This is a genomic window from Rhizobium aureum, assembly GCF_030182495.1.
GTDB lineage: Bacteria > Pseudomonadota > Alphaproteobacteria > Rhizobiales > Rhizobiaceae > Rhizobium > Rhizobium tropici_C.
On sequence record NZ_JAQJCI010000002.1, the window covers coordinates 484,242 to 510,895 of the forward strand.

At 60.4% G+C, this 26,654-nt stretch carries 29 protein-coding genes; 24 read left to right on the top strand and 5 right to left on the bottom strand.

Annotated features, from left to right (window positions below; genetic code table 11):
* Positions 1-48: 48 nt before the first annotated feature.
* The gene (locus tag PH552_RS08070; RefSeq protein WP_246698444.1) at positions 49-813 is read right to left on the bottom strand and encodes a putative nucleotide-diphospho-sugar transferase; all 765 of its coding nucleotides are present in this window, start codon (positions 811-813) and stop codon (positions 49-51) included.
* A gap of 178 nt (positions 814-991) precedes the next feature.
* Here PH552_RS08070 and PH552_RS08075 point away from each other — a divergent pair, with 178 nt between their 5' ends.
* On the top strand, positions 992-1,159 hold the full coding sequence (locus tag PH552_RS08075; protein WP_169643241.1) for a hypothetical protein: 168 nt from the start codon (positions 992-994) through the stop codon (positions 1,157-1,159).
* Positions 1,160-1,412: 253 nt separating this feature from the next.
* The gene (locus tag PH552_RS08080) at positions 1,413-1,637 is read left to right on the top strand and encodes a hypothetical protein (protein ID WP_112344806.1); all 225 of its coding nucleotides are present in this window, start codon (positions 1,413-1,415) and stop codon (positions 1,635-1,637) included.
* A gap of 83 nt (positions 1,638-1,720) precedes the next feature.
* On the opposite strand, the gene PH552_RS08085 is transcribed toward PH552_RS08080, so the two are convergent.
* On the bottom strand, positions 1,721-2,197 hold the full coding sequence (locus tag PH552_RS08085) for a pyridoxamine 5'-phosphate oxidase family protein (RefSeq protein ID WP_210260438.1): 477 nt from the start codon (positions 2,195-2,197) through the stop codon (positions 1,721-1,723).
* A gap of 61 nt (positions 2,198-2,258) precedes the next feature.
* Positions 2,259-2,525, bottom strand: a complete 267-nt coding sequence (locus PH552_RS08090) for a hypothetical protein (RefSeq protein ID WP_145644288.1) — start codon at positions 2,523-2,525, stop codon at positions 2,259-2,261.
* Between the two features lie 315 nt (positions 2,526-2,840).
* On the opposite strand from PH552_RS08090, the gene PH552_RS08095 reads away from it, so the two are divergent.
* The 3 genes from PH552_RS08095 to PH552_RS08105 all read left to right on the top strand — a co-directional run bounded on the left by PH552_RS08095 (position 2,841) and on the right by PH552_RS08105 (position 5,057).
* Positions 2,841-3,131 (top strand): hypothetical protein, encoded by a 291-nt coding sequence (locus PH552_RS08095; protein ID WP_112344808.1) that lies wholly within the window; start codon positions 2,841-2,843, stop codon positions 3,129-3,131.
* A 52-nt stretch (positions 3,132-3,183) separates the two neighbouring features.
* Entirely contained in the window at positions 3,184-3,726 is a 543-nt protein-coding gene (locus PH552_RS08100) for a DUF1269 domain-containing protein (RefSeq protein WP_112344809.1), read from the top strand.
* A gap of 233 nt (positions 3,727-3,959) precedes the next feature.
* The gene (locus PH552_RS08105) at positions 3,960-5,057 is read left to right on the top strand and encodes an FUSC family protein (protein ID WP_113250456.1); all 1,098 of its coding nucleotides are present in this window, start codon (positions 3,960-3,962) and stop codon (positions 5,055-5,057) included.
* 171 nt (positions 5,058-5,228) lie between these two features.
* On the opposite strand, the gene PH552_RS08110 is transcribed toward PH552_RS08105, so the two are convergent.
* Positions 5,229-5,507: an HU family DNA-binding protein gene (locus tag PH552_RS08110; RefSeq protein WP_112344811.1), complete on the bottom strand. Its 279-nt coding sequence runs from the start codon at positions 5,505-5,507 to the stop codon at positions 5,229-5,231.
* Positions 5,508-5,862: 355 nt separating this feature from the next.
* Here PH552_RS08110 and PH552_RS08115 point away from each other — a divergent pair, with 355 nt between their 5' ends.
* The 7 genes from PH552_RS08115 to PH552_RS08145 all read left to right on the top strand — a co-directional run bounded on the left by PH552_RS08115 (position 5,863) and on the right by PH552_RS08145 (position 12,287).
* Positions 5,863-6,084 carry a hypothetical protein gene (locus PH552_RS08115; RefSeq protein WP_112344812.1) on the top strand — a complete coding sequence of 74 codons (222 nt, stop codon included), beginning with the start codon at positions 5,863-5,865 and terminating at the stop codon, positions 6,082-6,084.
* Between the two features lie 166 nt (positions 6,085-6,250).
* Positions 6,251-7,249, top strand: a complete 999-nt coding sequence (locus tag PH552_RS08120) for a Tim44 domain-containing protein (protein WP_112344813.1) — start codon at positions 6,251-6,253, stop codon at positions 7,247-7,249.
* Between the two features lie 194 nt (positions 7,250-7,443).
* The gene (locus PH552_RS08125; RefSeq protein ID WP_112344814.1) at positions 7,444-8,268 is read left to right on the top strand and encodes a class I fructose-bisphosphate aldolase; all 825 of its coding nucleotides are present in this window, start codon (positions 7,444-7,446) and stop codon (positions 8,266-8,268) included.
* 21 nt (positions 8,269-8,289) lie between these two features.
* Entirely contained in the window at positions 8,290-9,447 is a 1,158-nt protein-coding gene (locus PH552_RS08130; RefSeq protein ID WP_112344815.1) for a Gfo/Idh/MocA family protein, read from the top strand.
* On the top strand, positions 9,444-10,115 hold the full coding sequence (locus PH552_RS08135) for a D-lyxose/D-mannose family sugar isomerase (protein ID WP_112344816.1): 672 nt from the start codon (positions 9,444-9,446) through the stop codon (positions 10,113-10,115). The genes PH552_RS08130 and PH552_RS08135 overlap by 4 nt, the downstream gene beginning before the upstream one ends.
* Complete coding sequence (locus tag PH552_RS08140; RefSeq protein ID WP_285165814.1) at positions 10,115-11,173, top strand: carbohydrate kinase family protein; 1,059 nt, start codon at positions 10,115-10,117, stop codon at positions 11,171-11,173. The genes PH552_RS08135 and PH552_RS08140 overlap by 1 nt, the downstream gene beginning before the upstream one ends.
* Positions 11,174-11,276: 103 nt before the next feature.
* Positions 11,277-12,287: a zinc-dependent alcohol dehydrogenase family protein gene (locus PH552_RS08145; protein WP_112344818.1), complete on the top strand. Its 1,011-nt coding sequence runs from the start codon at positions 11,277-11,279 to the stop codon at positions 12,285-12,287.
* 24 nt (positions 12,288-12,311) lie between these two features.
* Here the strand turns inward: PH552_RS08145 and PH552_RS08150 are convergent, their stop codons facing one another.
* Positions 12,312-13,331, bottom strand: coding sequence for a LacI family DNA-binding transcriptional regulator (locus tag PH552_RS08150; protein ID WP_112344819.1), 1,020 nt, complete (start codon positions 13,329-13,331; stop codon positions 12,312-12,314).
* Positions 13,332-13,833: 502 nt separating this feature from the next.
* Between PH552_RS08150 and kdpF the strand changes: the two genes are divergently transcribed.
* The 12 genes from kdpF to PH552_RS08210 all read left to right on the top strand — a co-directional run bounded on the left by kdpF (position 13,834) and on the right by PH552_RS08210 (position 26,571).
* Positions 13,834-13,923, top strand: coding sequence for a K(+)-transporting ATPase subunit F (gene kdpF, locus PH552_RS08155; RefSeq protein ID WP_041678183.1), 90 nt, complete (start codon positions 13,834-13,836; stop codon positions 13,921-13,923).
* Between the two features lie 27 nt (positions 13,924-13,950).
* A complete protein-coding gene (kdpA, locus tag PH552_RS08160; protein WP_112344820.1) occupies positions 13,951-15,654 on the top strand; it encodes a potassium-transporting ATPase subunit KdpA in 1,704 nt (567 codons plus the stop codon).
* A gap of 12 nt (positions 15,655-15,666) precedes the next feature.
* Positions 15,667-15,828, top strand: a complete 162-nt coding sequence (locus tag PH552_RS08165) for a hypothetical protein (RefSeq protein ID WP_162737013.1) — start codon at positions 15,667-15,669, stop codon at positions 15,826-15,828.
* A 48-nt stretch (positions 15,829-15,876) separates the two neighbouring features.
* On the top strand, positions 15,877-17,964 hold the full coding sequence (gene kdpB / locus PH552_RS08170) for a potassium-transporting ATPase subunit KdpB (protein ID WP_112344821.1): 2,088 nt from the start codon (positions 15,877-15,879) through the stop codon (positions 17,962-17,964).
* Positions 17,965-17,976: 12 nt separating this feature from the next.
* The gene (locus PH552_RS08175) at positions 17,977-18,582 is read left to right on the top strand and encodes a K(+)-transporting ATPase subunit C (protein ID WP_112344822.1); all 606 of its coding nucleotides are present in this window, start codon (positions 17,977-17,979) and stop codon (positions 18,580-18,582) included.
* A 58-nt stretch (positions 18,583-18,640) separates the two neighbouring features.
* A complete protein-coding gene (locus PH552_RS08180) occupies positions 18,641-21,352 on the top strand; it encodes a sensor histidine kinase (RefSeq protein ID WP_112344823.1) in 2,712 nt (903 codons plus the stop codon).
* Positions 21,349-22,041 (top strand): response regulator transcription factor, encoded by a 693-nt coding sequence (locus PH552_RS08185; protein ID WP_112344824.1) that lies wholly within the window; start codon positions 21,349-21,351, stop codon positions 22,039-22,041. Before PH552_RS08180 ends, PH552_RS08185 begins: the two co-directional genes overlap by 4 nt.
* Before the next feature lie 102 nt (positions 22,042-22,143).
* Positions 22,144-22,599: a PTS sugar transporter subunit IIA gene (locus PH552_RS08190; RefSeq protein WP_112344825.1), complete on the top strand. Its 456-nt coding sequence runs from the start codon at positions 22,144-22,146 to the stop codon at positions 22,597-22,599.
* 159 nt (positions 22,600-22,758) lie between these two features.
* Positions 22,759-23,787, top strand: a complete 1,029-nt coding sequence (locus PH552_RS08195) for a sulfate ABC transporter substrate-binding protein (protein ID WP_183760896.1) — start codon at positions 22,759-22,761, stop codon at positions 23,785-23,787.
* Positions 23,788-23,793: 6 nt separating this feature from the next.
* A complete protein-coding gene (cysT, locus tag PH552_RS08200) occupies positions 23,794-24,651 on the top strand; it encodes a sulfate ABC transporter permease subunit CysT (RefSeq protein ID WP_112344827.1) in 858 nt (285 codons plus the stop codon).
* On the top strand, positions 24,641-25,513 hold the full coding sequence (gene cysW / locus PH552_RS08205; RefSeq protein ID WP_162737012.1) for a sulfate ABC transporter permease subunit CysW: 873 nt from the start codon (positions 24,641-24,643) through the stop codon (positions 25,511-25,513). The genes cysT and cysW overlap by 11 nt, the downstream gene beginning before the upstream one ends.
* Before the next feature lie 11 nt (positions 25,514-25,524).
* A complete protein-coding gene (locus PH552_RS08210) occupies positions 25,525-26,571 on the top strand; it encodes a sulfate/molybdate ABC transporter ATP-binding protein (RefSeq protein ID WP_112344829.1) in 1,047 nt (348 codons plus the stop codon).
* Positions 26,572-26,654: the final 83 nt, after the last annotated feature.

Consider the following 26,654-nt stretch of genomic DNA (forward strand, 5'->3'; position numbering starts at 1 on the left):
GGCTTGCCGTTCACTGCCAAAGTCAAAGTGCAGACCGGGTAGCGTGCCTCACTCGTGACGGCCGAGGATGCGCTCGATTTCCTCGATCCGGTCGCGGCGACGCTTCAGGCGTTTGCCGATACGGCCGAACCAGCGTTTACGCTTCGTCGCCTCGCGGCTTGCCTGCAGCTGCTCGATGAAGATTTCGCTCGCAGGCTCATTTTCGAGCCGATCGAATATCCAGCAGAAGGACACGGGCAATTTCACGATTTTGAATTGCGGGTTCGGAGTTGCGGCATCTTCGGCAATGATCTGCTGGAGAACGAGCTGGTCCCACATGTCGGGCTTGGCAAGACATCCTTCCTGCCAGAGCTCGATGAGCCGCGCCGCCCCGGGCGTATCGTTGATGAGGATCGTCGCGCTGATGAGGCGCGCATTGCCTTCGTAATAGACCGCAAGGTCGCATTCGAGCTTACGAAGTTCCGGCCAGGGATTGCGATGGAAGACCGCGTCGACGTCGACGTACAGTATGGGTCCGCGCAGCCTTGCCCTCTCCTGCAGCAGGAAACCGGGTTTCAGGCCGGCATTCAATACCCAGCTACCAGCGCTGGGCACTGGCGTCGCCTGAACGCTCAGTCCGATACGCTTGGCGGAGTGGACCATGCGATCCTTCTCATGTTCGTAAAAACTGCCTTCCGTGAAGAAAGCGACGATCGGGCCATCGGCGATGGTTGACGTGGATCTGCGTTCGGCCAGATCTTGTTCTGCTGGAAATGGCACAATCAATGCACGCTGCTGCGCCGTCCAGGGGCGGATTTTACTGAGGATATTCAAGAGGCACCTTCAGAGTTGGTGGATTTCAATCGGATATCCGCCACCACAGCCCCCGGGGCGTTGCAGACAAGATTGAAGTTGAGATGAATTGAGCGCTTTGCCCGACCATTTTTGGAAACATCGCCTCCGGCATCCATACCGGATTGGCAAACTGTTTGATCTTCGCTAATCGATTGTCATGTCCGATAATGTCATCAAGTTTGAACGTCGTCCTAAGCCAAAGCCGCCGAGGCAAACGCCCCCTTGGCTCAAGCGTTTGCTGGCGATCCTGGCCGTCATCGCATTTTTCGTAGCAGCCTTTGCTTATTTCACGCTGAAGAGCGGCGCGTCCGGGCCGACTTTTTGATCATCTTACGATCTATGCGATCTCGAGCCGATTTCTTGATCGTCGTGGGAGCCGTCGCTTGATTGCAGAGCAAGCGCTGCGTAGCGGCCTGCAAGATTTTTCGTTGCCGACGAAGGGAAGTTTATTCCGCTATTTCAGGGCGTTGGCGAGAGTATCTCGTGCCTGCATAGCCCGGCCGCGGGTGGAAGTTTATCCTCGAGTTGCTATATTTCAGGGATGTTCATGGTCTGGCAAACAGGAAGAGGAGCAGGACATGACATTGACCTCGCAAGACGTCACCTCCGTACTCGGCCCTGTGGACGAGACCCTTATCGCCGAAATTGTTGCAACAGGCGCAACGCCGACGGAACTATCCGAGGCTTGGGCCTGGGTAAACAGCGATGAGGCTTTGATCGGCGAAGGCCGCCATCTGCCTGCCGGTAATGTGGCAGTCTTGGTGGATCTGCTTTCGGCCGATGAAGAGGAATGGGAAGAATAGGAGTTCATGCCATCCGGCCCGGGCTCTGGTGCGAGCCATGCCGCCCCGGTTGGCGCGGCATGGCTCGCAGTGATCCATCGCCTCTAAAGCTCGACTTTCACGTTCTCGCCCATGTCGGGCTTTGAATTTGAAACGGCGGCAGCGGCCATCTTGATGTAGCTGATGATCGTCCCGGGACTGTCCCAGTATTCGGCGAAAGAAGGGGTCACCTTCAAGACGCGGATGGAGGGATCGTCGACGCTGTGCCAGCGGGCCTTCGCACCCGTCGTCCAGAGATCCTCCACTCGTTCGCGGTCGTTGCTGACTTCCGCCGTACCGGATATCGAGACATATTTCTGGCCTTTCGTGTCGGCGAAGGCCAGGCAGACGTTCGGCCAGCGGGCGATCTCCTCATCCTTGTGGCCGGCGACATCCGTCAGAAAATAAATCGCATTCTCGATCGGTTCGGGATGTGCGGCCATCGGTCGGGCGCGCAGGCTGCCGGAGGTTTGAGTGGTCAGCATGCAGACGCCGATCTTCTCGACCAGTTCCCAAACGCGGGCGTTCTCATCGATATCCATAATGGCGATCTCCTTGAGTTTACTTTTAGCGTGGGTGGAGGATAGGCGCCCCGGCGCAATCTCAGGGCTGCTCGCGGGTGCCCGGTGACGCCTCGCGCTCGTCTGCGTCTTCAAGATCGCTTTTCACGATGAAGGCATCGTCGTGCTGACGCACCGCCTCCTTCGTGGCCTCGATATTGGGCAGGTCGTCGGGACCGCGCTCTTTGGCGTGCTCCGACGCGGCGTCGAGTTCACCTTTGGTCTGATTGGCTGCCGCAGGCCGGTGGCTGCGAGAGCCTGTATTGCGCTCAGCCGTTGTTTGGCTGTTTTCTCGTCGCGAATCCGTCATGTCGATTACCTTATTCGTCTGATTTGCAAGAGCTCGCGTCATTTCAAATGCAGCGCGGCCGAAATCTTCCCGGATGAAAGGTGTCCGGCCACACCAATCGAACCGTGCGACGGCCACAATGTTCCGCATTGGCGAGGGCGATGCCTTTCTTCGCGGCTGATGAAGGTCCCATCTCCTATCGGCGAGATCACGATTTGGCCGATATCGGGTCGAACGAGGGAACCTTGAACCCGAATTTGCGTCTTCCTACGTGAGGAGTAATCGAGGCTTCATGAGCTCGGTTGCCATCACGTCTATGAAGAGTGAGTAATCAAAATGGAAGATAAAACCAAAACCATCGAAGACCTCAGCATCGAAGAGCGCGAGGAAATTCTCATCAATGTCGCCCGAACGCTGGAAGGCACGGCGCTTGAGGCCCTTGTCGAGGGCAACAAGCAGTTTGCGGCGCTTTCCACCAACATGGCGGAAGCAATCCGCGTCAATGCTGACGAACTGGCCCGCGACGATCCCGAACAAGCCGAGGAATTGCTGCAGCAGGCTGTCGCAATGATCTCGCAGTTCAATGCTACTCATCCTTACCGGTTGATCAGCACGGCTGTTCACTGATCGGCTTGAAGACTCCAGTTCCCGTCTCGACACCCCGACCCGGAGAATTTCGATGTCAGAACTCATAGTGCTCGGTTTCGATAATGCCGACAAAGCGGACGCGGTTCTCAACCGCCTCGTCCAGCTCGAGAAGGAATATCTGATCGACCTCGAAGATGCGGTCATTGCCGTCCGCGACGAGTCCGGCAAGGTTCGTCTGAAGCAGAGCGTCAATCTGACCGCGGCAGGCGCTGCAAGCGGCGGCCTTTCGGGCGCCCTGTGGGGATCGCTCGTTGGCCTGCTGTTTCTCAATCCCCTTGCCGGCCTTGTGGTCGGCGGTGCAATCGGTGCCGGTTCCGGTGCTCTCGCCGGATCGATGGCCGATTACGGCATCGACGACGGGCTCATCGAGAAGCTTGCCGAGACCATTCCGGCGCAAAGCTCCGCGCTGTTCCTGCTGATCCGCAAGGTTCAGCCTGAGAAGGTGCTTGCCGAGTTCAAGGGCGAGCATGCAAGGCTGCTGCGCACCTCGCTTTCGCCCGAGCAGGAAGAACGCCTGCGGCAGGTTCTCGTCAGCGAGACGACTCCGACATCTGCGGCCTCCGCCACGGTTTGAGCTCAAAATCTGGTCTGTGACTATCGTCCAAGGACCGTGCTTCCGGGTAGGAAGCACGGCAGAAGACGCGGAATGGGCCGGTGGTTGCCGTTGGGCAGGCACCTTCCATATTATGTCGAATGCCGCCATCGTGAGCGCCGGTTCGCCGGGCGATCGGCGGCATTGCATCAAAGGGGAGGGGCAAGACCCAAACGGCCATTGTCAGCATACGTTTCCAGACGAAAAGTTGCGCGATGACCGAGCCCGCATCTCGCCAAAGCCAGCCTCCGTCAAAACCAAAAACATCCCTCGTTCAAACCCAGCGCGCAGCGGTGCAGGCGCTGCGGGTCATGATCGCCTGCACGATCACCTATGCCATCTCCCAGCTTCTCCACCTTCAGCAAGGTTATTGGGCTGTCTTCACCGTGCTGATCGTCATGCAGGCTTCGGTGGGCGCGACGGCCGGCATGGCTGTCGATCGCTTGGTGGCGACGGTCGCCGGGGCGATACTTGGAGGCATGGCGGTATTCGTGACACCGCAGGATCCGCTCGCCATCGGGATCGCGCTGATCTGTGTCGTCGGCTTTTCGAGCTTCGTGGCAGCGCGCCTGCCTCGCCTGCGCAATGCCGGGCTGACGGCGGCGATCGTCATGCTCACTCATTCCGCCGCCGTTCCCGTCGAGATTTTCGTGATCGACCGCATTGCCGAGATTACGCTCGGCGGTGTCGTCGGCGTGCTCGCCAGCCTCTTCATCCTGCCGACGCGTTCGCGGACCGTGGTGCTCGATCGCTTCGGATCCGCCCTCGACCTCATGGCGCAGATATTGCGCACGCTTGCATCGGCGGTCGAAAAGGGCGAGCCGGTCTCCGCCTCGCAAGCCAATATCGCGCTGCGCCAATCCCTGATGGCGACGGAGGCGCTTTTGACCGACGCGCAGCGCGAACGCGCCTTCTGGCTGACGAGGCAGGGAATTTCAGAAGCCATCCCGCGCTCGCTCTGGCGAATTCGCAACGACATGACCTATGTCAGCCACATCGTGGAAACGCCTTTCCCGCCGGCGATCGTCGAAGCAATCGGGCCGCAGGCAGGGCAAGTGCTCGAGGCACAGGCCCGCTTCGCGGAAGCGTGCGGCCGGGCACTGCGTGACGGTGGCGAGATCGATCCAGAGATGCTTTCGGCCGGTGACGCGGCTTTCGAGGCCGCATTCAGCGCACTTCAGCGTTCCGAGGCGGCTCAATCGATGGATTTTAGCGAAACGGGCCGCCTATTCGGTCTCGATTTCACCTTGCGCCGCATACGTCAGAATTTTCTGGATCTTGCCGATCGCATTCGCGAGAGCAAGATCAGTTGAAGCGGCGAACCGTGTACCGACCTATTTCGGGACGCGTTAGCTGGTCTTGCGATGTAATCATCCGGAACCGATCACGCAGCGGCGTTCGCCTTCGCTTGAAAAAGCAAACAGCCGGCCCCAACGATAGAGCCGGCCATTGAATCATCGGATCTTAACGATCCGGGATCGGGATTACTTGTTGAGCGCATCCTTCAGCGCCTTGGCGGGCGTGAAGGCAAGCTTCTTCGATGCGGCAACCTTGATGGTTGCGCCCGTTCCCGGGTTGCGCGCTTCGCGCTCCGGAGTGTCCTTGACCTTGAATTTGCCGAAGCCCGGAATCGAGGTTTCGGCGCCGGAGGTGGCGGCTCCGGTGATGGCTGCAAAGACGGCTTCTACGATTGCCTTGCTCTGGACTTTGGTGAGCTTATGCTCTGCGGCAATCTTATCTGCGATTTCATTGGTAGTGGTCATGAGGCTTCCCCCGCATTGATGACGCCGGAATCATTTCCATTGCCGGTGCCTATTGTCACGTGGGGTCCTGCCCGGAAAGGCCGAGAATGCCTGCATTTCCACAATTTCCGACGTATTGAAGCCATTTCGGACGCTTTCCGCGGGTGATTTTCCAGTTGAAGAACAGGCCAGCAGCCAGCAGGTGAGCGGTCGGCGGCATCCGGGGGCGCCTGCGAATCTGCTGAAAAGTCCGGAATCGGCGGCTCCAGCGCGCCTTTTCGCCATGCGGATCCGGCCTGTGGCGGCGTAATCGAGGCTGGTCTTTCGCAGGGAGGGCCTATAGAGGCTTGCTCACGATGAAGGAATGGGACAGGCAATGGAACACGAGATCAAGATAGACAATCGTGGCGATTTCGGGCTTTGGGCGATCGAGGTCGCAAAGCAGATCATCAGCGATGAGGGCTTTGAGCTGGCAAGAGCCGCGCGTGACGGCACGGACGATGATGTCCGCGCCGCCGGCAATGCGCTCGGGCAGGCGATCACCAATGCGCTGATGGAAGTTTATGACGGTCTGACCGAAGGTGCGGATGAAGACTAGCATCGTCTCCGGAGGCTGCGGCCTGTCATCCGCATGCTCGCGCGATCGGCATGCTCAGGATTGAGCTTTTCAAGCTGCACCAACTTAAAATCGCACCTTACAATCATGAGCCGGCATCCCCATATAGAGGGCAAATTCGTCTTTCTGCCCTATGACAGGAGAGCCAATGTTCAGTGCAGTACCGCGTTTTGCCAAGATCGCAGCTATCGTCGTCCTTGCCGCCGCTTCGTCCGTAGCGACCTTTGACGCCGCCGATGCGCGTCGGGCTGGATCCAGCGGATTCGGAAGCCGCGGGATGCGTACCTTCGATACGCCGGCCATTACGAGGACAGCGCCCACGCAGGCAGCACCCATTGACCGGACGATGACGCAGCGGCCGCCGCAGCAGACGACGAGCCAGCCGCCGCTTGGCGCGCCACAGCGTCCAGGCCTTTTCGGCGGCTTCGGTGGGTCGATGATCGGCGGACTGATCGCCGGTGGCCTTCTCGGCATGCTGCTCGGCCATGGTTTCGGTGGCGGAATCGGCTTCCTCGGTATGCTGCTGCAGATCGGCTTGATCGTGCTGCTCATCAGCTTTGCCATGCGGTTCTTCGCAAACCGCCAGCGCACGCAATATGCAGCACCGGGATCAGGCACGCCCTACAATGTGAATCCGATGAACAATGCGAGCGCCTCGCAGCGTCCCTCCTTCTCCATCCCGTCTCTCGGTGGCGGAGCGGCGGCTGCGCAGAAAGCACGTCAAGCCAATGACGAGATCGGGTTGCACCAGGCCGATCTCGATCGCTTCGAGCATCTCCTGACCGAAATCCAGTCGGCCTATGGCAAGGAAGACTACGCCACGCTGCGCCGGCTGACCACGCCGGAGGCGATGTCCTACCTGGCCGAAGAGCTTGGGGAAAACGCGACGAATGGCGTGCGCAACAGCGTTTCCGATGTCCGCCTGCTGCAGGGCGATATTGCCGAGGCCTGGCGCGAGGATAACGCCGAATATGCAACGCTTGCGATGCGCTATTCGAGCATCGATGCTCTGGTCGATCGCACGACGGGAAAGCTCGTTGATGGCGACGATCGCAATCCTTCGGAAACGACCGAACTGTGGACCTTCGTGCGCAAGCCGGGTTCGGACTGGACGCTTTCAGCAATCCAGGGAACGGAACAGCACTAATCCTACGCAGCTTCCGCAAAGGGCCGCCCCACGAGGATCGGGGGCGGCCAGCCTTATCCGAAAACTGACTGTGCTCCCCGTTTGACCCTGGAGAGGTCGAGCAGATGTCGAGGACGATCGGCATCCGCCTTGACTCGCCAAATCCGTCCTCTAATGTGCATGTGTGGAAACGTTACCACATCGGGAGGAAACAGATGAAATCGGCGCGGCTCAACCGCCTCTTCGGCGTGTCCGGAAATTGCTTCGATGTTGCCATCGATCATGGCATGTTCAATGAACGGACCTTTCTTTCCGGCATCGAGGATATGCGGACAGCGATCAAGGTCATTGCCGATGCCGCGCCCGATGCCATCCAGCTTCCGCCGGGCACTGCGCCGATCCTCCAGGCAATTCCCGGCAAACATCGGCCGGCTCTGGTGCTGCGGACCGATATCGCCAACATCTACGGCAATCCGCTGCCCTCGGCGCTGTTTTCCGAGATGATCGACCGGGGTGTCGAGCAGGCATTGGTATTGGATGCAGCCTGCGTCGTCGTCAATCTTCTGATGCTGCCTGACCAGCCGGAGGTTTATCGCGCCTGCGTGCGCAACGTGAACAGCCTGAAGCGCGAATGTGAGATTTACGGCATGCCGCTGATGGTCGAGCCGCTGGTCATGCAGGACAATTCCAAGGGCGCCTATATGGTCGATGGCGCGATCGACAAGATCCTGCCGCTGGTACGCCAGGCTGCCGAACTCGGCGCCGACATCATCAAGGCGGACCCCTGTGACGACGTGCAGGAATATCACCGCGTTATCGAGATCGCTCAGGGCTTGCCCGTACTGGTGCGAGGCGGCGGCCGCGTCTCGGATCAGGAAATTCTTTCCCGCACGAAACAGTTGATGGAGCAGGGCGCCCGCGGCATCGTCTATGGCCGCAACGTCATCCAGCACAGTAACCCCGCTGGCATGACGCGCGCCCTGATGGCGATCGTCCACGAGGAGGCTTCCGTCGAAGACGCCTCGCGGCATCTCGTCTGACGCATCCTGGGAGGAGGAAACATGAAGAAGGTATTTCGCTTCGGCGTCATCGGCTGCGGCCTGATGGGGCGTGAATTCGCAAGCGCTGCGGCACGCTGGCTGCATCTTGCCGACACCAGGGCACGGCCGGAAATCGTTGCCGTCTGCGATACCAATGCGGCACTGCTGGACTGGTTCAAGGACAATGTGCCGTCGGTCCGGCAATTCACCAACGACTATAAGGAACTGCTCGCCAATCCGGATGTCGACGCGGTCTATTGCGCCGTGCCGCATGTGCTTCATCAACAGTTTTACGTCGATATCCTGAAGGCCGGCAAGCATCTGCTCGGCGAAAAACCGTTCGGCATGGATGCGGCACAGAACCGCGAGATCATGGCGGTGCTTGCCGAGAATCCGAAGCTTCTGGTTCGTTGCTCGTCGGAAATGCCCTTCTTCCCTGGAGCGCAGAAGGTCATTGCGCTCGCTGAAAGCGGCGAGATGGGCGATATCCTCGAAGTCGAGGCCGGTTTCCTGCATTCTTCCGACATCGACAGGCAAAAGCCGATCAATTGGAAGCGCATGGCCGATATTAATGGCGACTATGGCTGCATGGGTGATCTTGGCATGCATGTGCTGCATGTGCCCCTGCGGCTCGGCTGGCGCCCGCAAACCCTCCATGCGCAGCTGGTCAAGAAGATCACCGAGCGCCCGGACGGCAAGGGCGGCATGGTGCCGTGCACGACCTGGGACAATGCAACGATCAGCACACGCGTCAGTGCAGGTGGCCAGGATTTTCCGATGGTGCTGAAGACGTGGCGCATCGCGCCGGGCGAAGCCAATAACTGGTATATTCGGATCCTCGGTATGAAGAAGAGCGCGTTCTTCACCACCAAGTCGCCGCGGCAATGGCAGTGGATGGACTATACCGGTGGCGCGCAGGCATGGAGCACCGAAGATTTGGGATACGGTTCGCTTTTCCCGGCGATAACAGGCAAGATCTTCGAGTTCGGCTTCGCCGATGCCATCCAGCAAATGTGGGCCGCTTTCGTCGACGAATTGGCAGGCGGAAACGCCAATGGCTTTGCCTGTGCGACGCCCGAAGAAGCGCAGGCGCATCACGCAGTGCTGACGGCGGCGCTGAAATCCGGCCGTGAGAATATCGTCGTACCCGTCGATTACGAAGGAGCGGCCGCCCGATGAAGCGCTCCGAAATCAACGAAGCGCTGCGGCGCGCAAGCAAAACCCTAGACCATTGGCGCTGGTCGCTGCCGGAATGGGGTTATTGGACTGCGGCGGATTTCGCCACCAATCAGGAGGCGGCGCGCTATTTGCGTGCCCATCAATTGGGGTGGGACGTCACCGATTTCGGCTCCGGCCGTTTTGCCGAATGCGGCCTCGTGCTCTTCTGCCTGCGCAACGGTATCGTCGGTGTCGAAGGCGAGCGGACCTATGCCGAGAAGCTGCTTTTCGTCGAGGAAGGGCAGATGACACCGACGCATCGTCATCAAGCCAAGATGGAAGACATCATCAACAGGGCCGGCGGTGATCTCGTCATCGAATTCGCCGCGACCGACGCGGAAGGCAATGTGCTGCAGGATGATGTCACCGTTCCGGTTGACGGCTTGCCGAGGAAGCTTGCCGTATGGGAGCCGCTGGTTCTCTCGCCCGGCCAAAGTGTCACGATTCGAACTGGGCTCTATCATCGGTTCTACGGCCGCAAGGGCGGCGGGCCTGTGTTCGTCGGCGAGGTCAGTCAAGTCAACGACGACAATACCGATAATTACTTTCTGGAACCGATCGGGCGCTTCGCCGCGATCGAGGAGGACGAGCCGCCGCTCAGACCCCTATGGAATGAGGCAGGTGGCTGATGCGGACCGGGGAGGAGGTTCAAGGCGGCGAAAAGAAAGACAAGGGAGGTATCGTTTGCGCGGGAAACTTCATCGTCGACCGCGTGCACACGCTGTCCTATTTGCCCGAGCAGGGTGATCTCGCCCATATCCTGCATCAGGATGTGGGGGTCGGGGGAGGGGCTGCCAATGTCGTCACCGACCTGGCCTCGCTCGGCTTTCCCGGAAAGCTCGCCGCCGCCGGCTGTATCGGCGCGGATATCGACGGAGAGATCGTCAAGACACGGCTTCAGAGCGCCGGCATCGATGCGAGCGGTCTGCGGCAGCTTCCGGACCACGCGACGGCGCACACGCATGTCATGAACGTGCCGGGGCAGAACCGCACCTTCTTCTATCATGGCGGCGCCAACGACGCGGTGACGGATGCGCTCGTCTCAGCCGGCGTCTTTGCGGATGCCGGCTATCGCTTGTTCTATCTCGGCTATCTCATGCTGCTGCCCGGTCTCGACACGCTCGATGCGGACGGCCGATCCGGGGCATCGCGCCTTTTGGAGGCCGCGCGCAATGCGGGCCTGACCACCTGCGTCGATTTCGTCTCCAGCGAAGATCCGGAGTTTGCGGTCAAGGTTGGCGCGGCGCTGCCATATTGCGATTTCCTTGTCATCAATGAAATCGAGGCGGGGCGGGCAACCGGCGTAACCGTACGCGACGGGAAGGGAGAGTTGATCGAAGCCGCACTTCTGACGGCCGGCGAGCGGCTGCTGGCGGCAGGCGTCGCCAGGGGTGCGATCATTCATGCTCCGGAAATCTGCTTCTGGTTTGCGCCTGGGCACTCGCCTATTGTTTGCAGATCGCGGCCGGTCGATCCGGCTGAAATCGTCAGTACGGTCGGCGCCGGCGATGCCTTCTGCGCCGCCGTACTTTACGGCCTGCATGAAGATTGGCCCGTCGAGCGCATCTGCGCCGCCGCCCATGCCGCCGCTGCCCGTTGCCTGGGAGGCGCGACCGCGACCGACGGCATCCCCGACATGGCAACGCTTCTGGAGGATGTGACGGCGATGCAGCATGCCTGCGTATGACGTGTCGGTTGCGAAGCGGTAACGCGTATCATTGGATGCTATGGTGCCGACGGGAGCGGCGCGATAGGATCAGGAAATTGAACCTTATGCTCGGAGGAGGAGAATGAGGGCAGTCCGTTTGGAAGCGATCGGATCCATGGCCATGCGCAATGTGGAAAAGCCGAGCGCCGGACCTGGAGACATCATCGTCCGGGTGCTGGCCGCCGGCGTCTGCGGATCCGACCGGCATATGTACAAGGGCGAATATCCGACTTCCATGCCTGTCGCGTTGGGCCATGAATTCTGTGGTCTCGTCGAGGAAGTGGGCGAGGGTGTTTCATCCTTCATGGGCGGTGAGCTCGTGACGGTGGACCCGAACATTGCCTGCGGTACTTGCCACGCCTGCCGGCACGGGCGGCCGAATCTCTGTGCCAATCTGAAGGCCATCGGGGTGACGCGGGATGGCGGCTTTGCAGACTATGTCGCGGTTCCCTGCGGCCAGGCGTTCACCCTGCCTCCCGATCTCAATCCCGTCCACGGCGCTTTTTGCGAGCCGCTTGCCTGCTGCATTCATGCCATCGACAAGGCGAAGATCCGCCGGGGCGATAGCGTCGCTATATTGGGCGGCGGCGTGATCGGCCTGCTCATGGTGCAGCTGGCCCGCCTGGCCGGCGCGGACCGGATCATCCTGATCACGAGACAGCTGTCGCGGCGCGAGGCGGCGCTGCGGCTGGGGGCGACGCTGGCCCTCGATCCGACGGCGACCGATGCCGTTGCCGCCGTCCGGGATGCGACCGGCGGTGGCGTGGATGTCGTCATAGAATGCGCCGGCGTTCCCGAAACGCTGCAGACCGGCGTACGGATGGCGCGGCGCGGCGGAGTCTTCGTCCTCTTCGGGGTAACGCCGGCGGGTCTCGAAGTGCCCGTTCTGCCGTTCGATCTGCTCGTCAACGAGGTCGAGATCAGGCCGGCCTATCTCAATCCCTTCACCCATTCCCGCGCGGCCGCCATGGTGGCGAGCGGTATTCTGGAACTGGATTCGCTTGTCACGAAGACCATAGGTCTTGAAGAGGTGGCGAGCGTGGTCGGCAGCGCACCATTGGCCGGTGAGATCAAGGTCATTGTCCGACCGTAAAAGCCGATTGACGGCGGTGCGCATTCATTTGCGGACAGGGCCGGTGGAGTCGCGCGTGATCAATCTGACAGGTATTTTGACGATCGCGTCTTCTCGCGATTCGCCGTCTGCCTCTTGCTCTTCGATCAGGGCCTCCAATCGCCGGACTGCCTGCTCGCCAACACCGCGGATCGGCTGCGCGACGGTCGTCAGGCGTGGAAAGACATAGGCGGCCTCCGGCAGATCGTCGAAGCCGATGACGGAATAGTCGCGTGGTACGGAAAAGCCGTGATCCTGAACGGCATGGATTGCGGCGATCGCCGAAATATCTGTTGTGCCGATGACGGCTGTTACTTCGGGCCTGGAGGCCACCAATTTCCTTGCGAGCGGATAGGTCGCCGCGAAGCTTTGTTCCTCGGCCATGGCCACCACCGCCGGTGCTATGCCAATCTCGGCCATTTCCGCCCCGATGCCGCGAAGGCGAAGCTGGACCGGCTGGCTATGGGCAGGGGCGCCAACAATGCCGATTACGCGATGGCCGAGGCTGATCAGATGGCGGGCCATCAGGCGCCCGCCCTCCTCATGATCGGCCATGACGGCATCGCCGGCAATTCCAGTCAGTTCACGGTCTATGGCGACGATCGGGATCTGCGCGTCGCGCAGCGCTTCGAAATGTTCGGTGCTCCCGAAGGCGCTCGCGACGATGACGCCGTCGACGCGCTGGGATAGGAGCATGGAGATGTAGCGCGCCTCGTGATCCATATTTTCGGCCGTGCTGCAGATCAGGGTCTGATAACCGCGTCGGAACAGTTCCTGCTCGATGGCATGGGCCAGAATGCCGAAGAAAGGCACGTCGATCGATGGCAGCATCAGCCCGATCATCCGGCTCGGTGCGCCGCGCAGCATGCGTGCTCCCTTGCTCGGCGTATAGTTGAGCGTGCGGATGGCGGCCTCCACACGCTCCCGCAGCTCCGGAGAGGCATAGCCGCTATTATTCAGCACGCGCGAGACTGACGAGACCGATGTTCCTGCGAGCTTGGCGATATGTCTGATGCTGGTGGTCACGGGCTCGCATTTCTTTGTCTGGCGGTCGAATAGTCGTAGGACAAGTTATCAAAACTCGATCCGTATGCCGTGGACTAAATCACTGGCGGGAAACGGCATCAAGCGTGATGCGGCGCTCAGCATTCATATCTCGCCACACTCCTTTTCGACCGTCTCAGGTTTGCGGTCCAGGTGCGGAATGGAAACATCTCCGCTCGTCTCGGCAATCCCATGGGCATTTATAAGATTTTTATATCTTCCCCTGTCGGCCCGTCTCGAACCTTAATGCGGTTCGGTCGCATATTGTATGGCGAAGATACACCTGAAGTGCTCTTCCCCCAGGCAGAATGAAAAGAGGCGCCTTCATGCAAGGCGCTCCCTACTATTTTCTGTCATCAACAATAACAATCAAGGACTCGCGATCGATGATGGACATTATTCTTGTCGGGATCGGCGTTTTATTCTTCCTCCTTTGCGTCGCCTATACCAAGGCTTGCGACAGCCTATAGTCGGAGAGACGGCAATGCTTCTCGATTACATTCTCGGTGGCGGCGTGACGATCTTTCTCACCGTCTACCTGGTCTATGCTCTTATTCGCCCCGAGCGCTTCTGACAGCGCTGGATAGGGAAAGTTACCTCCATGACCTTCAACGGATGGCTTCAGATCCTCCTTTATATTGGGATCCTTCTCCTGCTCGTCAAACCGCTCGGCGGTTACATGACGCGTGTCTTTACCGGCGAGCGCACCTTCCTCTCCTTCGTCCTCCGTCCTGTGGAACGGGGGCTTTATCGTTTGGCCGGCACGGATGAGCGCGAAGAGCAGCACTGGACGACCTACTCGGTTTCCATGCTGCTGTTCAGCCTCGCGGGCTTCCTCGTTCTTTACGCGCTGCAGCGACTGCAAGGCAGTCTGCCGTATAATCCGGCCGGCATGACCGCAGTCGGCCCGGAACTGTCCTTCAACACGGCAACGAGCTTCGTCACCAATACCAATTGGCAGAACTACGGCGGCGAAAGCACGATGTCCTACCTCGTGCAGATGGCCGGCCTGACGGTGCAGAACTTCGTGTCTGCAGCAACCGGCATTGCGATCGCCATTGCGCTGATCCGTGCTTTCGCACGTGCTTCGGGTAAGGCGATCGGCAACTTCTGGGTCGATATGGTCCGCGCGACGCTCTACGTCCTCTTGCCGATCTGCATCGTGCTGACGATTGTTTTCGTCTATCTCGGCGTGCCGCAGACGCTCGGTCCCTATGTCGATGCTACGACGCTCGAAGGCGCGCGGCAGACGATCGCCGTCGGTCCCGTCGCCTCGCAGCTTGCCATCAAGATGCTCGGCACGAATGGCGGCGGCTTCTTCAATGCCAACTCGGCGCATCCGTTCGAAAACCCCGATGCCATCTCCAACCTCCTGCAGATGCTGGCGATCTTCGCCATCGGCGCAGCGCTGACCAACGTCTTCGGCCGCATGGTCGGCAGTCAGCGCCAGGGCTGGGCGATCCTGGCTGCGATGGGCACGCTGTTCATCGCCGGCGTGATCGTCACCTATTGGGCTGAAGCGGCAGGCAATCCGCTTGTTCATGCGCTCGGTATCCAGGGCGGCAATATGGAAGGCAAGGAAGTCCGCTTCGGCATTGCCGCCTCTTCGCTCTTCGCCGTCATCACCACGGCCGCATCCTGCGGCGCGGTCAACGGCATGCTCGACAGCTTCACCGCGATCGGCGGCCTGATCCCGCTCATCAACCTGCAGCTTGGCGAAGTCATCGTCGGCGGCGTCGGCGCCGGTTTCTATGGCATCCTGATGTTCGTCGTCATCGCCATCTTCGTTGCGGGTCTGATGGTTGGGCGCACGCCGGAATATCTCGGCAAGAAGATCGAGGCCAAGGACGTGAAGATGGCAATGCTTGCCGTGCTTTGCCTGCCCTTCGGCATGCTGATCTTCACGGCGATCTCCGTTGTATTGCCCTCCGCCGTTGCCTCGATCGCGAATGCCGGTCCGCACGGCTTCTCGGAAATCCTCTATGCCTACAGCTCGGCCGCGGCAAACAACGGCTCGGCCTTCGGCGGTCTGACCGGCAATACCTCCTGGTACAACATCACGCTCGGTATCGTCATGCTGATCGGCCGCTTCCTGGTCATCGTTCCGGCCCTTGCGATTGCCGGTTCTCTGATCAGCAAGAAGACGGTTCCTGCCTCGGCCGGTACCTTCCCGACGGATGGCCCGCTCTTCGTCGGCCTCCTGGTCGGCACGATCCTGATCGTCGGCGGTCTGACCTTCTTCCCGGCGCTGGCACTCGGACCGATCGTCGAACATCTGTCGATGATCGTAGGCCAGACCTTCTAAGGAATGACGGCCATGAGCCAACCGCTTCTGGGCAAGCTTAGAAAAGTCATCGATCCACGCCCCTTCGACAGGGGGCGTGGCCCGGCCGGAACGACCTGCGCGTCCGATGCCATCTTGCTGGCAATGGCCGCACTGTTCCTCGGCATTGTCGTCTTCGGATTTTTGATCGGCTGATCGGCGGCGTTCCGATCTGACGTTTTCCTCTTCACGCTGGAGCCTCTTATGAGCCAGTTAAAATCAGCGAGTATTCTGGATTCTCGCATCCTCGTTCCGGCGATCGGCGCTTCGTTCAAGAAACTGAACCCGCGCACGCTTGCCAAGAACCCCGTCATGTTCGTGGTCGCCGTCGTTTCGATGCTGACGACCGTCCTCTTCCTGCGCGATCTCGTGACCGGCGGCGGCAATCTCGCCTTCTCGCTGCAGATCAATATCTGGCTGTGGTTCACGGTGCTGTTTGCCAATTTTGCCGAAGCGGTAGCGGAAGGTCGCGGCAAGGCGCAGGCGGATTCGCTGCGCAAGTCGCGCACCGAAACGCAGGCGAAGCTGCTCGTCGGCAACAGCCGCACCGATTACAAGATGGTGCCCGGCACCAGCCTTAAGGTCGGCGATGTCGTCCTGGTCGAAGCCGGCGATATCATCCCCTCGGATGGTGAGGTCATCGAAGGCGTCGCTTCCGTCAACGAAGCCGCGATCACCGGCGAATCTGCGCCTGTCATCCGTGAATCGGGCGGCGACCGCTCTGCTGTGACTGGCGGCACGCAGGTCCTGTCGGACGAGATACGTGTGCGGATCACCGCTGCCGCTGGTTCGACCTTCATCGATCGCATGATCGCGCTGGTCGAAGGTGCAGAACGGCAGAAGACGCCGAACGAAATCGCGCTCAACATCCTGTTGGCCGGTATGACGCTGATCTTCGTGCTCGCGACCGTCACCATCCCGAGCTTCGCCGCTTATGCCGGCGGCTCGATCCAGACTGTCGTGCTTGTTGCGCTCTTCGTCACGCTGATCCCGACCACCATCGGCGCTTTGCTTTCGGCGATCGGCATTGCCGGCATGGACCGTCTGGTGCGCTTCAACGTGCTCGCTATGTCCGGCCGCGCCGTCGAAGCCGCCGGGGACGTCGACACGCTGCTTCTCGACAAGACTGGTACGATCACGCTCGGCAACCGCCAGGCGACCGCCTTCCGCCCGGTCCGGGGGATCAGCGAGCAGGACCTTGCCGATGCCGCGCAGCTTGCCTCCCTTGCCGACGAGACGCCCGAGGGCCGCTCGATCGTCGTGCTTGCCAAAGAGAAATATGCGATCCGTGGCCGCGACATGACGAGCCTGAAGGCGACCTTCGTTCCCTTCACGGCCCAGACCCGCATGAGTGGCGTCGATCTCGATGGCTCCTCGATCCGCAAGGGCGCTGTCGATGCCGTGGTCGCCTATGTCGAAGGTGCGGCCAATGACACGACGGAAGGCACGGCCGTGATGTCGCGCACGACGAGTGAAACGTTGCGCGAGCTGCAGGTGATCGCCGACGAGATCGCCAAGGCCGGCGGCACGCCGCTTGCCGTGGCGCGAGACGGTCGTCTTCTCGGCGTCATCCATCTTAAGGATATCGTCAAGGGCGGCATCCGTGAGCGTTTTGCGGAACTGCGCCGCATGGGTATCCGCACCGTGATGATCACGGGCGACAATCCGCTGACGGCCGCCGCCATTGCCGCCGAAGCCGGCGTCGACGACTTTCTCGCCCAGGCAACGCCCGAAATGAAGCTGGCGCTGATGCGTCAGGAGCAGGCACAGGGCAAGCTGGTCGCCATGTGCGGCGACGGCACGAACGATGCGCCAGCGCTCGCCCAGGCCGATGTCGGCGTCGCCATGAATACCGGTACGGTCGCCGCCCGCGAAGCCGGCAACATGGTCGATCTCGACAGCGACCCGACGAAGCTGATCGAGATCGTCGAGATCGGCAAGCAACTGCTGATGACGCGCGGTGCGTTGACCACCTTCTCCATCGCCAACGACATCGCCAAGTATTTCGCCATCATTCCGGCCATGTTCATCGCCTTCTATCCGCAGCTGAAAATGCTGAATGTCATGGGGCTGGCAACGCCGCAAAGCGCCATTCTTTCGGCCATCATCTTCAATGCGCTCATCATCGTCGGACTGATCCCGCTATCGCTGAAGGGGGTCCGCTACCGGCCGATCGGCGCCGGCGCGCTGCTCAGCCGCAACCTGCTGATCTATGGCCTCGGCGGCATCATCGTCCCCTTCATCGGCATCAAGGCCATCGATATGGCGATCACCGCCATCGGCCTCGCCTAAGGAGTTTCTCTCATGTTGAAACAAATCAGACCCGCCATCGTCATGATCGTCGCCACGACCGTCCTGACCGGCCTTGCCTATCCGCTTGCCATGACGGGTGTCGCCCAGACGCTCTTTCCCCACCAGGCCAATGGCAGCCTGGTGGAGAAGGACGGCAAGGTGATCGGCTCCAGCCTCATCGGCCAGAATTTCACGGCGGATAAGTATTTCCACGGCCGCCCTTCGGCCACGACCGGCGCCGATCCGAATGATCCGACCAAATCGGTTTCCGTACCTTACAACGCCGCCAACTCCGGGGCCTCCAATCTCGGTCCGACCAATTCGAGCCTGATCACCCGTATCAAGGGGGATGCTGCGACATTGCAGGCGCAGAACCCGAATACGCCGGTTCCGGTCGATCTGCTCACCACTTCGGGCAGCGGTCTCGACCCGGATATCTCGCCTGAAGATGCCTATTTCCAGGTTCCGCGCGTCGCCAAGGCCCGCAACATGGATGAGGCTAAGGTCAAGTCGCTCGTCGATGCTGCCATCGAGCCCCGCGAGCTCGGCGTTCTCGGCGAGCCTGTGGTCAATGTGCTGGCATTGAACCAGGCGCTCGATGCTTCTATGACTCAATAAGTTGAAGGGATTGAGACGGTTAGCGCCGTCTCAACCTATCAGGAAAGACGACTCTCGAATGGCAGACGACAGCCGCGACATGTTGAGCAGGCCTTCCCCCGATGCGCTTCTCGAAAAGGCGCGGGCCGAGACACGCGGACGGCTGAAGATATTCCTGGGAGCGGCACCCGGCGTCGGCAAAACCTATGAGATGCTGATGTCAGGCAGGGCGAAGATCGCCGACGGTGTCGATGTCGTGATCGGCGTTGTCGAGACCCACGGCCGCCGCGAGACGCAGGCGCTGCTGGAAGGGTTTGAGATCGTTCCGCGAGTCAATGTCGACTATAAGGGCAGGGCGCTCGAGGAGATGGATCTCGATGCCATCCTGAAACGCCGCCCCGACCTGGTGCTGGTCGACGAACTTGCTCATACCAATGCCCATGGCAGCCGGCATCCCAAACGCTACCTCGATGTCAAGGAACTTCTTGACCGTGGGATCGATGTCTACACGACGCTGAATATCCAGCATGTCGAAAGCCTGAATGACGTCGTCTCGCAGATTACCCGCATCCGGGTGCGCGAGACGGTACCGGATTCGATCATCGACATGGCCGATGATGTCGAGATCATCGATCTGACGCCGGATGATCTCATCAAGCGGCTACATGACGGCAAGGTCTATGTCTCGAAGACGGCCGAGCGGGCGCTGACCAATTATTTCACGCCCGGCAACCTGACGGCCTTGCGCGAGCTGGCGCTGCGACGCACCGCCCAGCGCGTCGACGACCAGCTGCTGACCCATATGCAGGCGCACGCGATCCAGGGCCCTTGGGCTGCCGGCGAGCGCGTGCTCGTCTCTATCGATCATCACCCGCGCTCTGCCGCGCTGGTCCGCTACGCCGCACGCATGGCCGCGCGCTTGCGTGCCCCCTGGGCAGCCGTCTATGTGGAGACCAACCGCTCGATCAGTTTGAGCGAGGCGCAGCGCGACACGATTGCCGCAACGCTCAGGCTCGCCGAACAGCTTGGTGGTGAAGCCATCACACTTCCAGGTCGGGAGGTGGCGGAGGAGCTGCTTCGTCATTCTGCCAGCAACAACGTCACACACATCGTTATCGGTTCGCCGAAAATCGGCTCATGGCGTGATTGGTCTCGCCGCTCAGTTTCTTATGATCTCATTCGCAAGGCCGGGGATATCAGCGTCCATGTCATTTCCGGTAGCGAAGCGGATGGTCAGGCAGCGAGCCGCGGCGTCAAGGTCGCGCCTTCACCGCCTCCCTTCCAGCTTCGCGGCTATGTTCTGGCGACGCTCTATGTCGCCATCGCGCTGGGCTTTTGCGTCATCCTCGATCAGGTGCTGGATGTCCGCAATCTGGCGCTCGTTTTCCTGATGGCGGTGCTGGTAAGCGCCGTGACCCAGGGTCTGCGTCCGGCACTTTACTCCTGTTTTCTCGGCGCGCTTGCCTTCAACTTCTTCTTCCTGCCGCCGCGCTATACGCTGACGATCAGCGATCCGGAAAGCGTGCTTGCCTTTTTCTTCTTCCTTGGTGTCGCGGTCATTGCGAGTAATCTGACGGCGACGGTGCAACGGCAAGCGGCTGCAGCGCGACAACGGGCACGAACGACGGAAGACCTCTATCTCTTCTCCAAGAAGCTCGCCGGCACAGGTACGCTCGATGATGTTCTCTGGGCCACCGCCTTTCAGCTGGCCTCGATGCTGAAGCTGCGGGTGGTGCTGCTTCTTCCCGAACATGGCACGATCGCCGTCAAGGCCGGCTATCCGCCCGACGATACGCTCGATGATGCCGATATTGCCGCGGCCCGCTGGGCCTGGGAGCACAATCATGCGGCAGGCCGTGGCGCGGATACCCTGCCTGGCGCGAAGCGCCTTTATGTTCCGCTCCGCACCGGTCGAACCGCTGTCGGCGTCATCGGCCTCGACAGCGATCGCCGCGACGGTCCGCTTCTGACGCCGGAACAGCAGCGGCTGCTCGATGCGCTCGCCGATCAGGCCGCACTTGCCATCGAGCGCGTGCAGCTGGTGGCCGATGTCGACCGCGCGAAACTCGCCGTTGAGGCCGACCGGCTGCGCTCCGCACTGCTGACCTCGATTTCGCATGATCTGAAGACGCCGCTCGCTGCCATCCTCGGCGCAGCGGGAACGCTGCGCGACTACCTTCATTCGCTACCGCCTGAGGATCGCGTCGATCTCCTGTCGACGGTCATCGACGAATCGGAACGCCTCAACCGCTTCATCGCCAATCTTCTCGACATGACCAAGATCGAGTCCGGTGCGATGGAGCCGAATTACGCCCTGCATTATGGCGGCGATATCGTCGGCAGCGCGCTGCGGCGGGCGGAAAAAATCCTGGCTCATCATCGCGTCGATGTGCAGATGCCCGTCGATCTGCCGATGGTGAAGGTCGATCCGGTGCTGTTCGAACAGGTGCTGTTCAACCTGCTCGACAACGCCGCCAAATACGCGCCTGAGGGATCGGCCATCCGCCTGGAGGCCTGGGCGGATGTCGACAATATCGTCTTCCGCGTGATGGACGAGGGACCCGGCATTCCGCCCGCCGACCTCGAACGCGTCTTCGATACGTTCTACCGCGTGCGCAAGGGCGATCAGGTGCGCGCCGGCACCGGCCTTGGCTTATCCATCTGCCGCGGCTTCATCGAGGCGATGGGCGGCACGATCGCCGCCGGCAATAGAACTGATCGGCAAGGGGCTGTCTTCACTATTCGCCTGCCGAAACCAACAGATGTCCCGAAGCTGGATGAACTGAAATGAACACCACTGCCGTCAAGATTCTCGTTGTCGATGATGAGCCGCCGATCCGCAAATTGCTGCGCGTGGGCCTCGGTGCCCAGGGCTATGTCGTCAATGAGGCGCAGAGCGCCGCGTCAGCCCAGGCGTCGATCGATGAAGACCAGCCTGATCTGATCGTGCTCGATCTCGGCCTGCCGGATAAATCAGGCCATGATCTGTTGCTCGGTTGGCGCGAGGATGGGGTGCAGATCCCGGTCGTCATTCTGTCAAGCCGCACGGATGAGGCGGGCATCGTCAAGGCGCTCGAGAGTGGCGCCGACGATTATGTGACCAAGCCTTTCGGCGTCAACGAGCTTGCCGCCCGCATCCGTGTGGCGCTGCGCCATCGGCTGCAACAGCAGGGCGAGAAGGCGATTTTCCAGACCGGCGGTCTTTCCATCGATCTCGTCAAGCGCATCGTCAAGGTCGACGGCAAGGAGATCAAGCTGTCGCCGAAGGAATACGACATCCTGCGCGTGCTCGCCCAGCACGCCGGCAAGGTGCTGACGCACCAATTCCTGCTGAAGCAGATTTGGGGACCGGCGGCCGATGTGCAGTATCTGCGCGTCTATGTCCGCCAGCTCCGACAGAAGATCGAGGAGATTCCCGATCAGCCGCACTATATCACCACCGAGACGGGCGTCGGCTATCGCCTGCGCGAGCCGGATTGAAGCCATCAAGACTTCGGATCCGTTATCGAGGTGGCTTAGCCTCGATCTTCCGGCGATGAAAATCATTCCAGAACGACCGATTGCCCGACTCTGAGTGCGACCATGGACCTTTCCACGATCATTCTTCCCGAACACGTCTTTGTCGGATTGGCGGCTCCGACCAAGTGGCGGGCGCTGCAGATGCTGTCGTCGAAGGCGGCGAGTTGCTTCGGCTTGGATGAGGCAATGGTTCTGCGCGTACTGGAGGCTCGCGAGAAGCTCGGCACCACAGGCATCGGCAACGGCGTTGCCGTTCCGCATGCCGCCATTGCCGGCATGACGAGGCCGCGCGGATTGATGGTGCACTTTGCCCATGCCGTCGATTTCGAGGCTATAGACGATATTCCGACGGAATGGGCGTTCGTGCTGCTTTTCGGGGAAGGCGGACGGAGCGACTATCTGAATGTGCTTGCCGCGATTGCCAGACGGCTGCGGACCGAGGGCGTTCTGACGGCGATGCGGCAGGCCAGGAGCGCCGACGAACTCTATTCGGTCTTCATGTCCGACTCCATCGCCTGAGGTGCTTGGATCGCACCCTCGTCGCTGTTCGGGAATGTGATTTCACTTTTCAAGATTCTATGGGATGCTGTTCTCCGGAGTTCCTTAAAACGGGAACGGTCTTCGTTACTTTATACGACCAAGTTGATAGGGTTTAAGGACAACGAAGGGGGTGCATCCATGCAGACGATAAAGCTTTCCCGGCTTCTCGCCACCGCAGTTCTGATCGGTAGTTTTTCGGTCGCGGCCGTCGCGCCGACCTGGGCGGCGGACAAGACGTTTCTCAATGTTTCCTACGATCCGACGCGTGAATTGTATAAGGATTTCAACGCGGCTTTTGCCGCCAAGTGGAAGAAGGACAGGGGCGAAACCATCAATATCAAGGCTTCGCATGGCGGTTCCGGCGCGCAGGCCCGTTCGGTCATCGATGGTCTCGACGCCGATGTCGTGACGCTGGCGCTCGAAGGCGATATCGATGCGATCGCCAAGGCGACGCACAAGATTCCCGCCGACTGGAAGACCAAGTTCCCGAACAATTCCGTTCCCTATACTTCAACCATCGTCTTCCTGGTGCGCAAGGGCAATCCTAAAGGCATCAAGGACTGGGGGGATCTGGTCAAGGACGGCGTTGAAGTCATTACGCCGAACCCGAAGACGTCGGGTGGTGCCCGCTGGAACATTCTGGCAGCATGGGCCTGGGCCAAGCAGGCCAATGGCGGCGACGATGCCAAAGCGCAGGACTACGTCGCAAAGCTCCTGAAGCATGTCCCGGTTCTCGATACCGGCGCGCGCGGCGCGACGACGACCTTCGTGCAGCGTGGCCTCGGCGATGTTCTGCTCGCCTGGGAAAACGAGGCCTATCTCTCGCTCGACGAGCTCGGCCCCGATCAATTCGAGATCGTGACTCCGTCCGTCTCGATCCGAGCCGATCCTCCGGTTGCCGTTGTCGACGGCAATGTCGACACGAAGGGTACACGCAAGGTCGCGGAAGCCTACCTCAACTATCTGTACTCGGATGAGGGTCAGAAGATCGCCGCCAAGCACTATTATCGGCCGATCAAGCCGGAAGCTGCAGACCCCAAGGATGTTGCCCGTTTCCCGGCCTTGAAGCTGGCAACCATTGACGATTTCGGCGGATGGTCTCAAGCTCAGCCGAAATTCTTCGCTGACGGAGGCATCTTCGATCAGATCTACAAGCCGGGACAGTAAGACTGAATGCATTCTATAACCCGCAAACGGTGGCGGTTACGGCAGCCGAGCGTCATTCCGGGCTTCGGATTGGCGCTCGGTGTTACCTTGGCTTGGCTCATCTTTATCGTTCTTATTCCGCTGTCGGGCTTGCTGTGGAAGAGCAGCGCTCTCGGCTGGGAAAAATTCTGGGCTTTGGCTCTTGATGTTCGCACGCTCTATGCGCTGCGCATGAGCTTCGGCGGCGCCTTCATCGCCGCGCTCGTCAATGCGGTGCTCGGGCTTATCCTTGCCTGGGTGCTGGTGCGCTATCGCTTTCCGGGCAAGCGCATCCTAGATGCGATGGTCGACCTGCCATTCGCCCTGCCGACGGCAGTTGCCGGCATTGCACTGACGACGCTCTATGCGCCGAATGGCTGGATCGGTCAGTTCCTGACACCGCTCGGCATCAAGATCGCCTTTACTCCGGTCGGGATCGTCATCGCGCTGATTTTCGTCGGTCTGCCTTTCGTGGTGCGCACCGCGCAGCCCGTCATGGAGGAGATCGACCGCGAAGTCGAAGAGGCGGCGGCAACCCTTGGGGCGAACCGCTTTCAGACGATCACGCGCGTACTTCTGCCGGGATTGGCGCCTGCAGCGCTGACAGGTTTCGCGTTGGCATTTGCGCGCGCGGCCGGCGAGTACGGATCGGTGATCTTCATCGCCGGCAACAAGCCCTATGTTTCGGAAATCGCACCGCTGCTCATCGTCATTCGCCTGGAGGAATATAATTATTCCGCAGCGACGGCGATTGCGACGCTGATGCTGTTCATTTCCTTCACCATGCTTTTGATCATCAATCTCATCCAGTCGTGGAGCAGAAGGAGATATGGCTATGGCGCATGATCTTTCTGCAGCTGCCGAAACGGGTCATTCCGTCATCACCGAAAGCCGGCTCGCGCGCATCACCTTCATATTGATTTCGCTCGCCTTTTTGACGTTGATGGTGCTCCTGCCCCTGGCCGCCGTCTTTGTCGAGGCTTTCCGCAAGGGGATCGAGACCTTTTTTGGAGCTCTGGTCGACGAGGAGACCTTCGCAGCGATCCGGCTGACATTGATCGTTGCTGGCATCAGTGTGCCGTTGAACCTCGTCTGCGGCATTGCGGCCGCCTGGGCGATCGCCAAGTTCGAATTCAAGGGCAAGGCCTTACTGACGACGCTGATCGATCTGCCATTCTCGGTGTCGCCGGTCATATCGGGCCTTGTCTTCGTGCTGTTGTTCAATTCGAACAGCACACTCGGCCCTTGGCTGCAGGGCCACGGCATTCAGATCCTGTTTGCGGTTCCCGGGCTGGTGCTGGCGACGATGTTCGTCACCTTTCCCTTCGTCGCGCGCGAATTGATCCCGCTAATGCAGGAGCAGGGCAGCGCGGACGAAGAGGCGGCGCTGTCGCTCGGGGCCAATGGCTGGCAGACCTTCTGGCATGTCACGCTGCCGAACATCAAATGGGGCCTGCTTTACGGCGTGCTGCTCTGCAACGCCCGCGCCATGGGTGAGTTCGGAGCCGTTTCGGTCGTTTCGGGTCATATCCGCGGCGAAACCAACACCATGCCCCTGCAGGTCGAAATTCTTTATAACGAATATAATTTTTCGGGGGCATTCGCGGTTGCCACGCTCCTGGCCCTGCTCGCCCTTGTCACATTGATACTGAAGACGCTGCTGGAAATGCGCTATAGCGAAGAGATCGCAGCCAGCCGGCGTCACTGAAGGAATTCTTGATGGAAGTTCGCGTTCAAAACCTGCGTAAGGAATTCGGTCGCTTTCCCGCATTGCATGACGTGTCGCTGGATATCCGCTCGAGCGAATTGATTGCGCTTCTTGGTCCATCGGGCTCCGGCAAGACGACGCTACTGCGCCTGATTGCCGGATTGGAGACCCCGACGGAGGGGCAGATCTTCTTCGGCGAAGAGGATGCGTCGCGAAAGACGGTGCAGCAGCGCAATATCGGCTTCGTGTTTCAGCACTACGCGCTGTTTCGGCACATGACCGTGCTCGACAACGTCTCTTTCGGCCTGAAAGTCCGCTCGGCATCGCGTCGTCCGCCACGCGATGAAATTCGCCGGCGTGCCCTGGAGCTGTTGGAGCTGGTGCAACTGAACGGCCTAGAGAAGCGTTATCCGGCCCAGCTTTCCGGCGGTCAGCGCCAGCGCGTTGCACTGGCGCGCGCCATGGCCGTCGAGCCAAACGTGCTGCTTCTGGACGAGCCCTTCGGCGCTCTCGATGCTCAGGTCCGCAAGGACCTGCGCAAGTGGCTGCGGGAAATCCATGACCGGACCGGCCATACTACCGTCTTCGTGACCCATGACCAGGAGGAGGCGCTGGAACTCGCCGACCGCGTCGTCGTGCTCAACAAGGGGGCTATCGAGCAGGTCGGAACGCCGGACGAGATCTACGACTCGCCGAATTCTCCTTTCGTCTACGGCTTCATCGGCCAGTCCAACCGTCTCAAGGTGCGCATCACCAGCGGCGAGATCTGGTTCGATGACAAGCCGCTGGGGCTCAGCACGCCGCATGAGCCTGATGGCGAAGCCTATCTCTATTTCCGACCCCACGATATCGAGATCCGCGACGGCGATGGCGGCGCGATTGCAGGTTTGCTCGTTGCCAGCAGGCGCGTGGCAGGCACCCGCCATCTTGAGATCAACATCGGTGCCGAGCACGATCCTATCGAGATCGAGCTGCCGCCGAACAAGGCGGATGCCTTGGATCGCAACCGTATCGCCTTCAGGCCGACACGCTGGAAGCTGTTTCGCGACGGCAGCTGAAGCGGTTCAGTTTTTCACGGAATCTCTGAACCGCTCCGTCTCGTCGTTTTCCAGCAATTCCAGGAAAGCCGCAGTGTAATTTT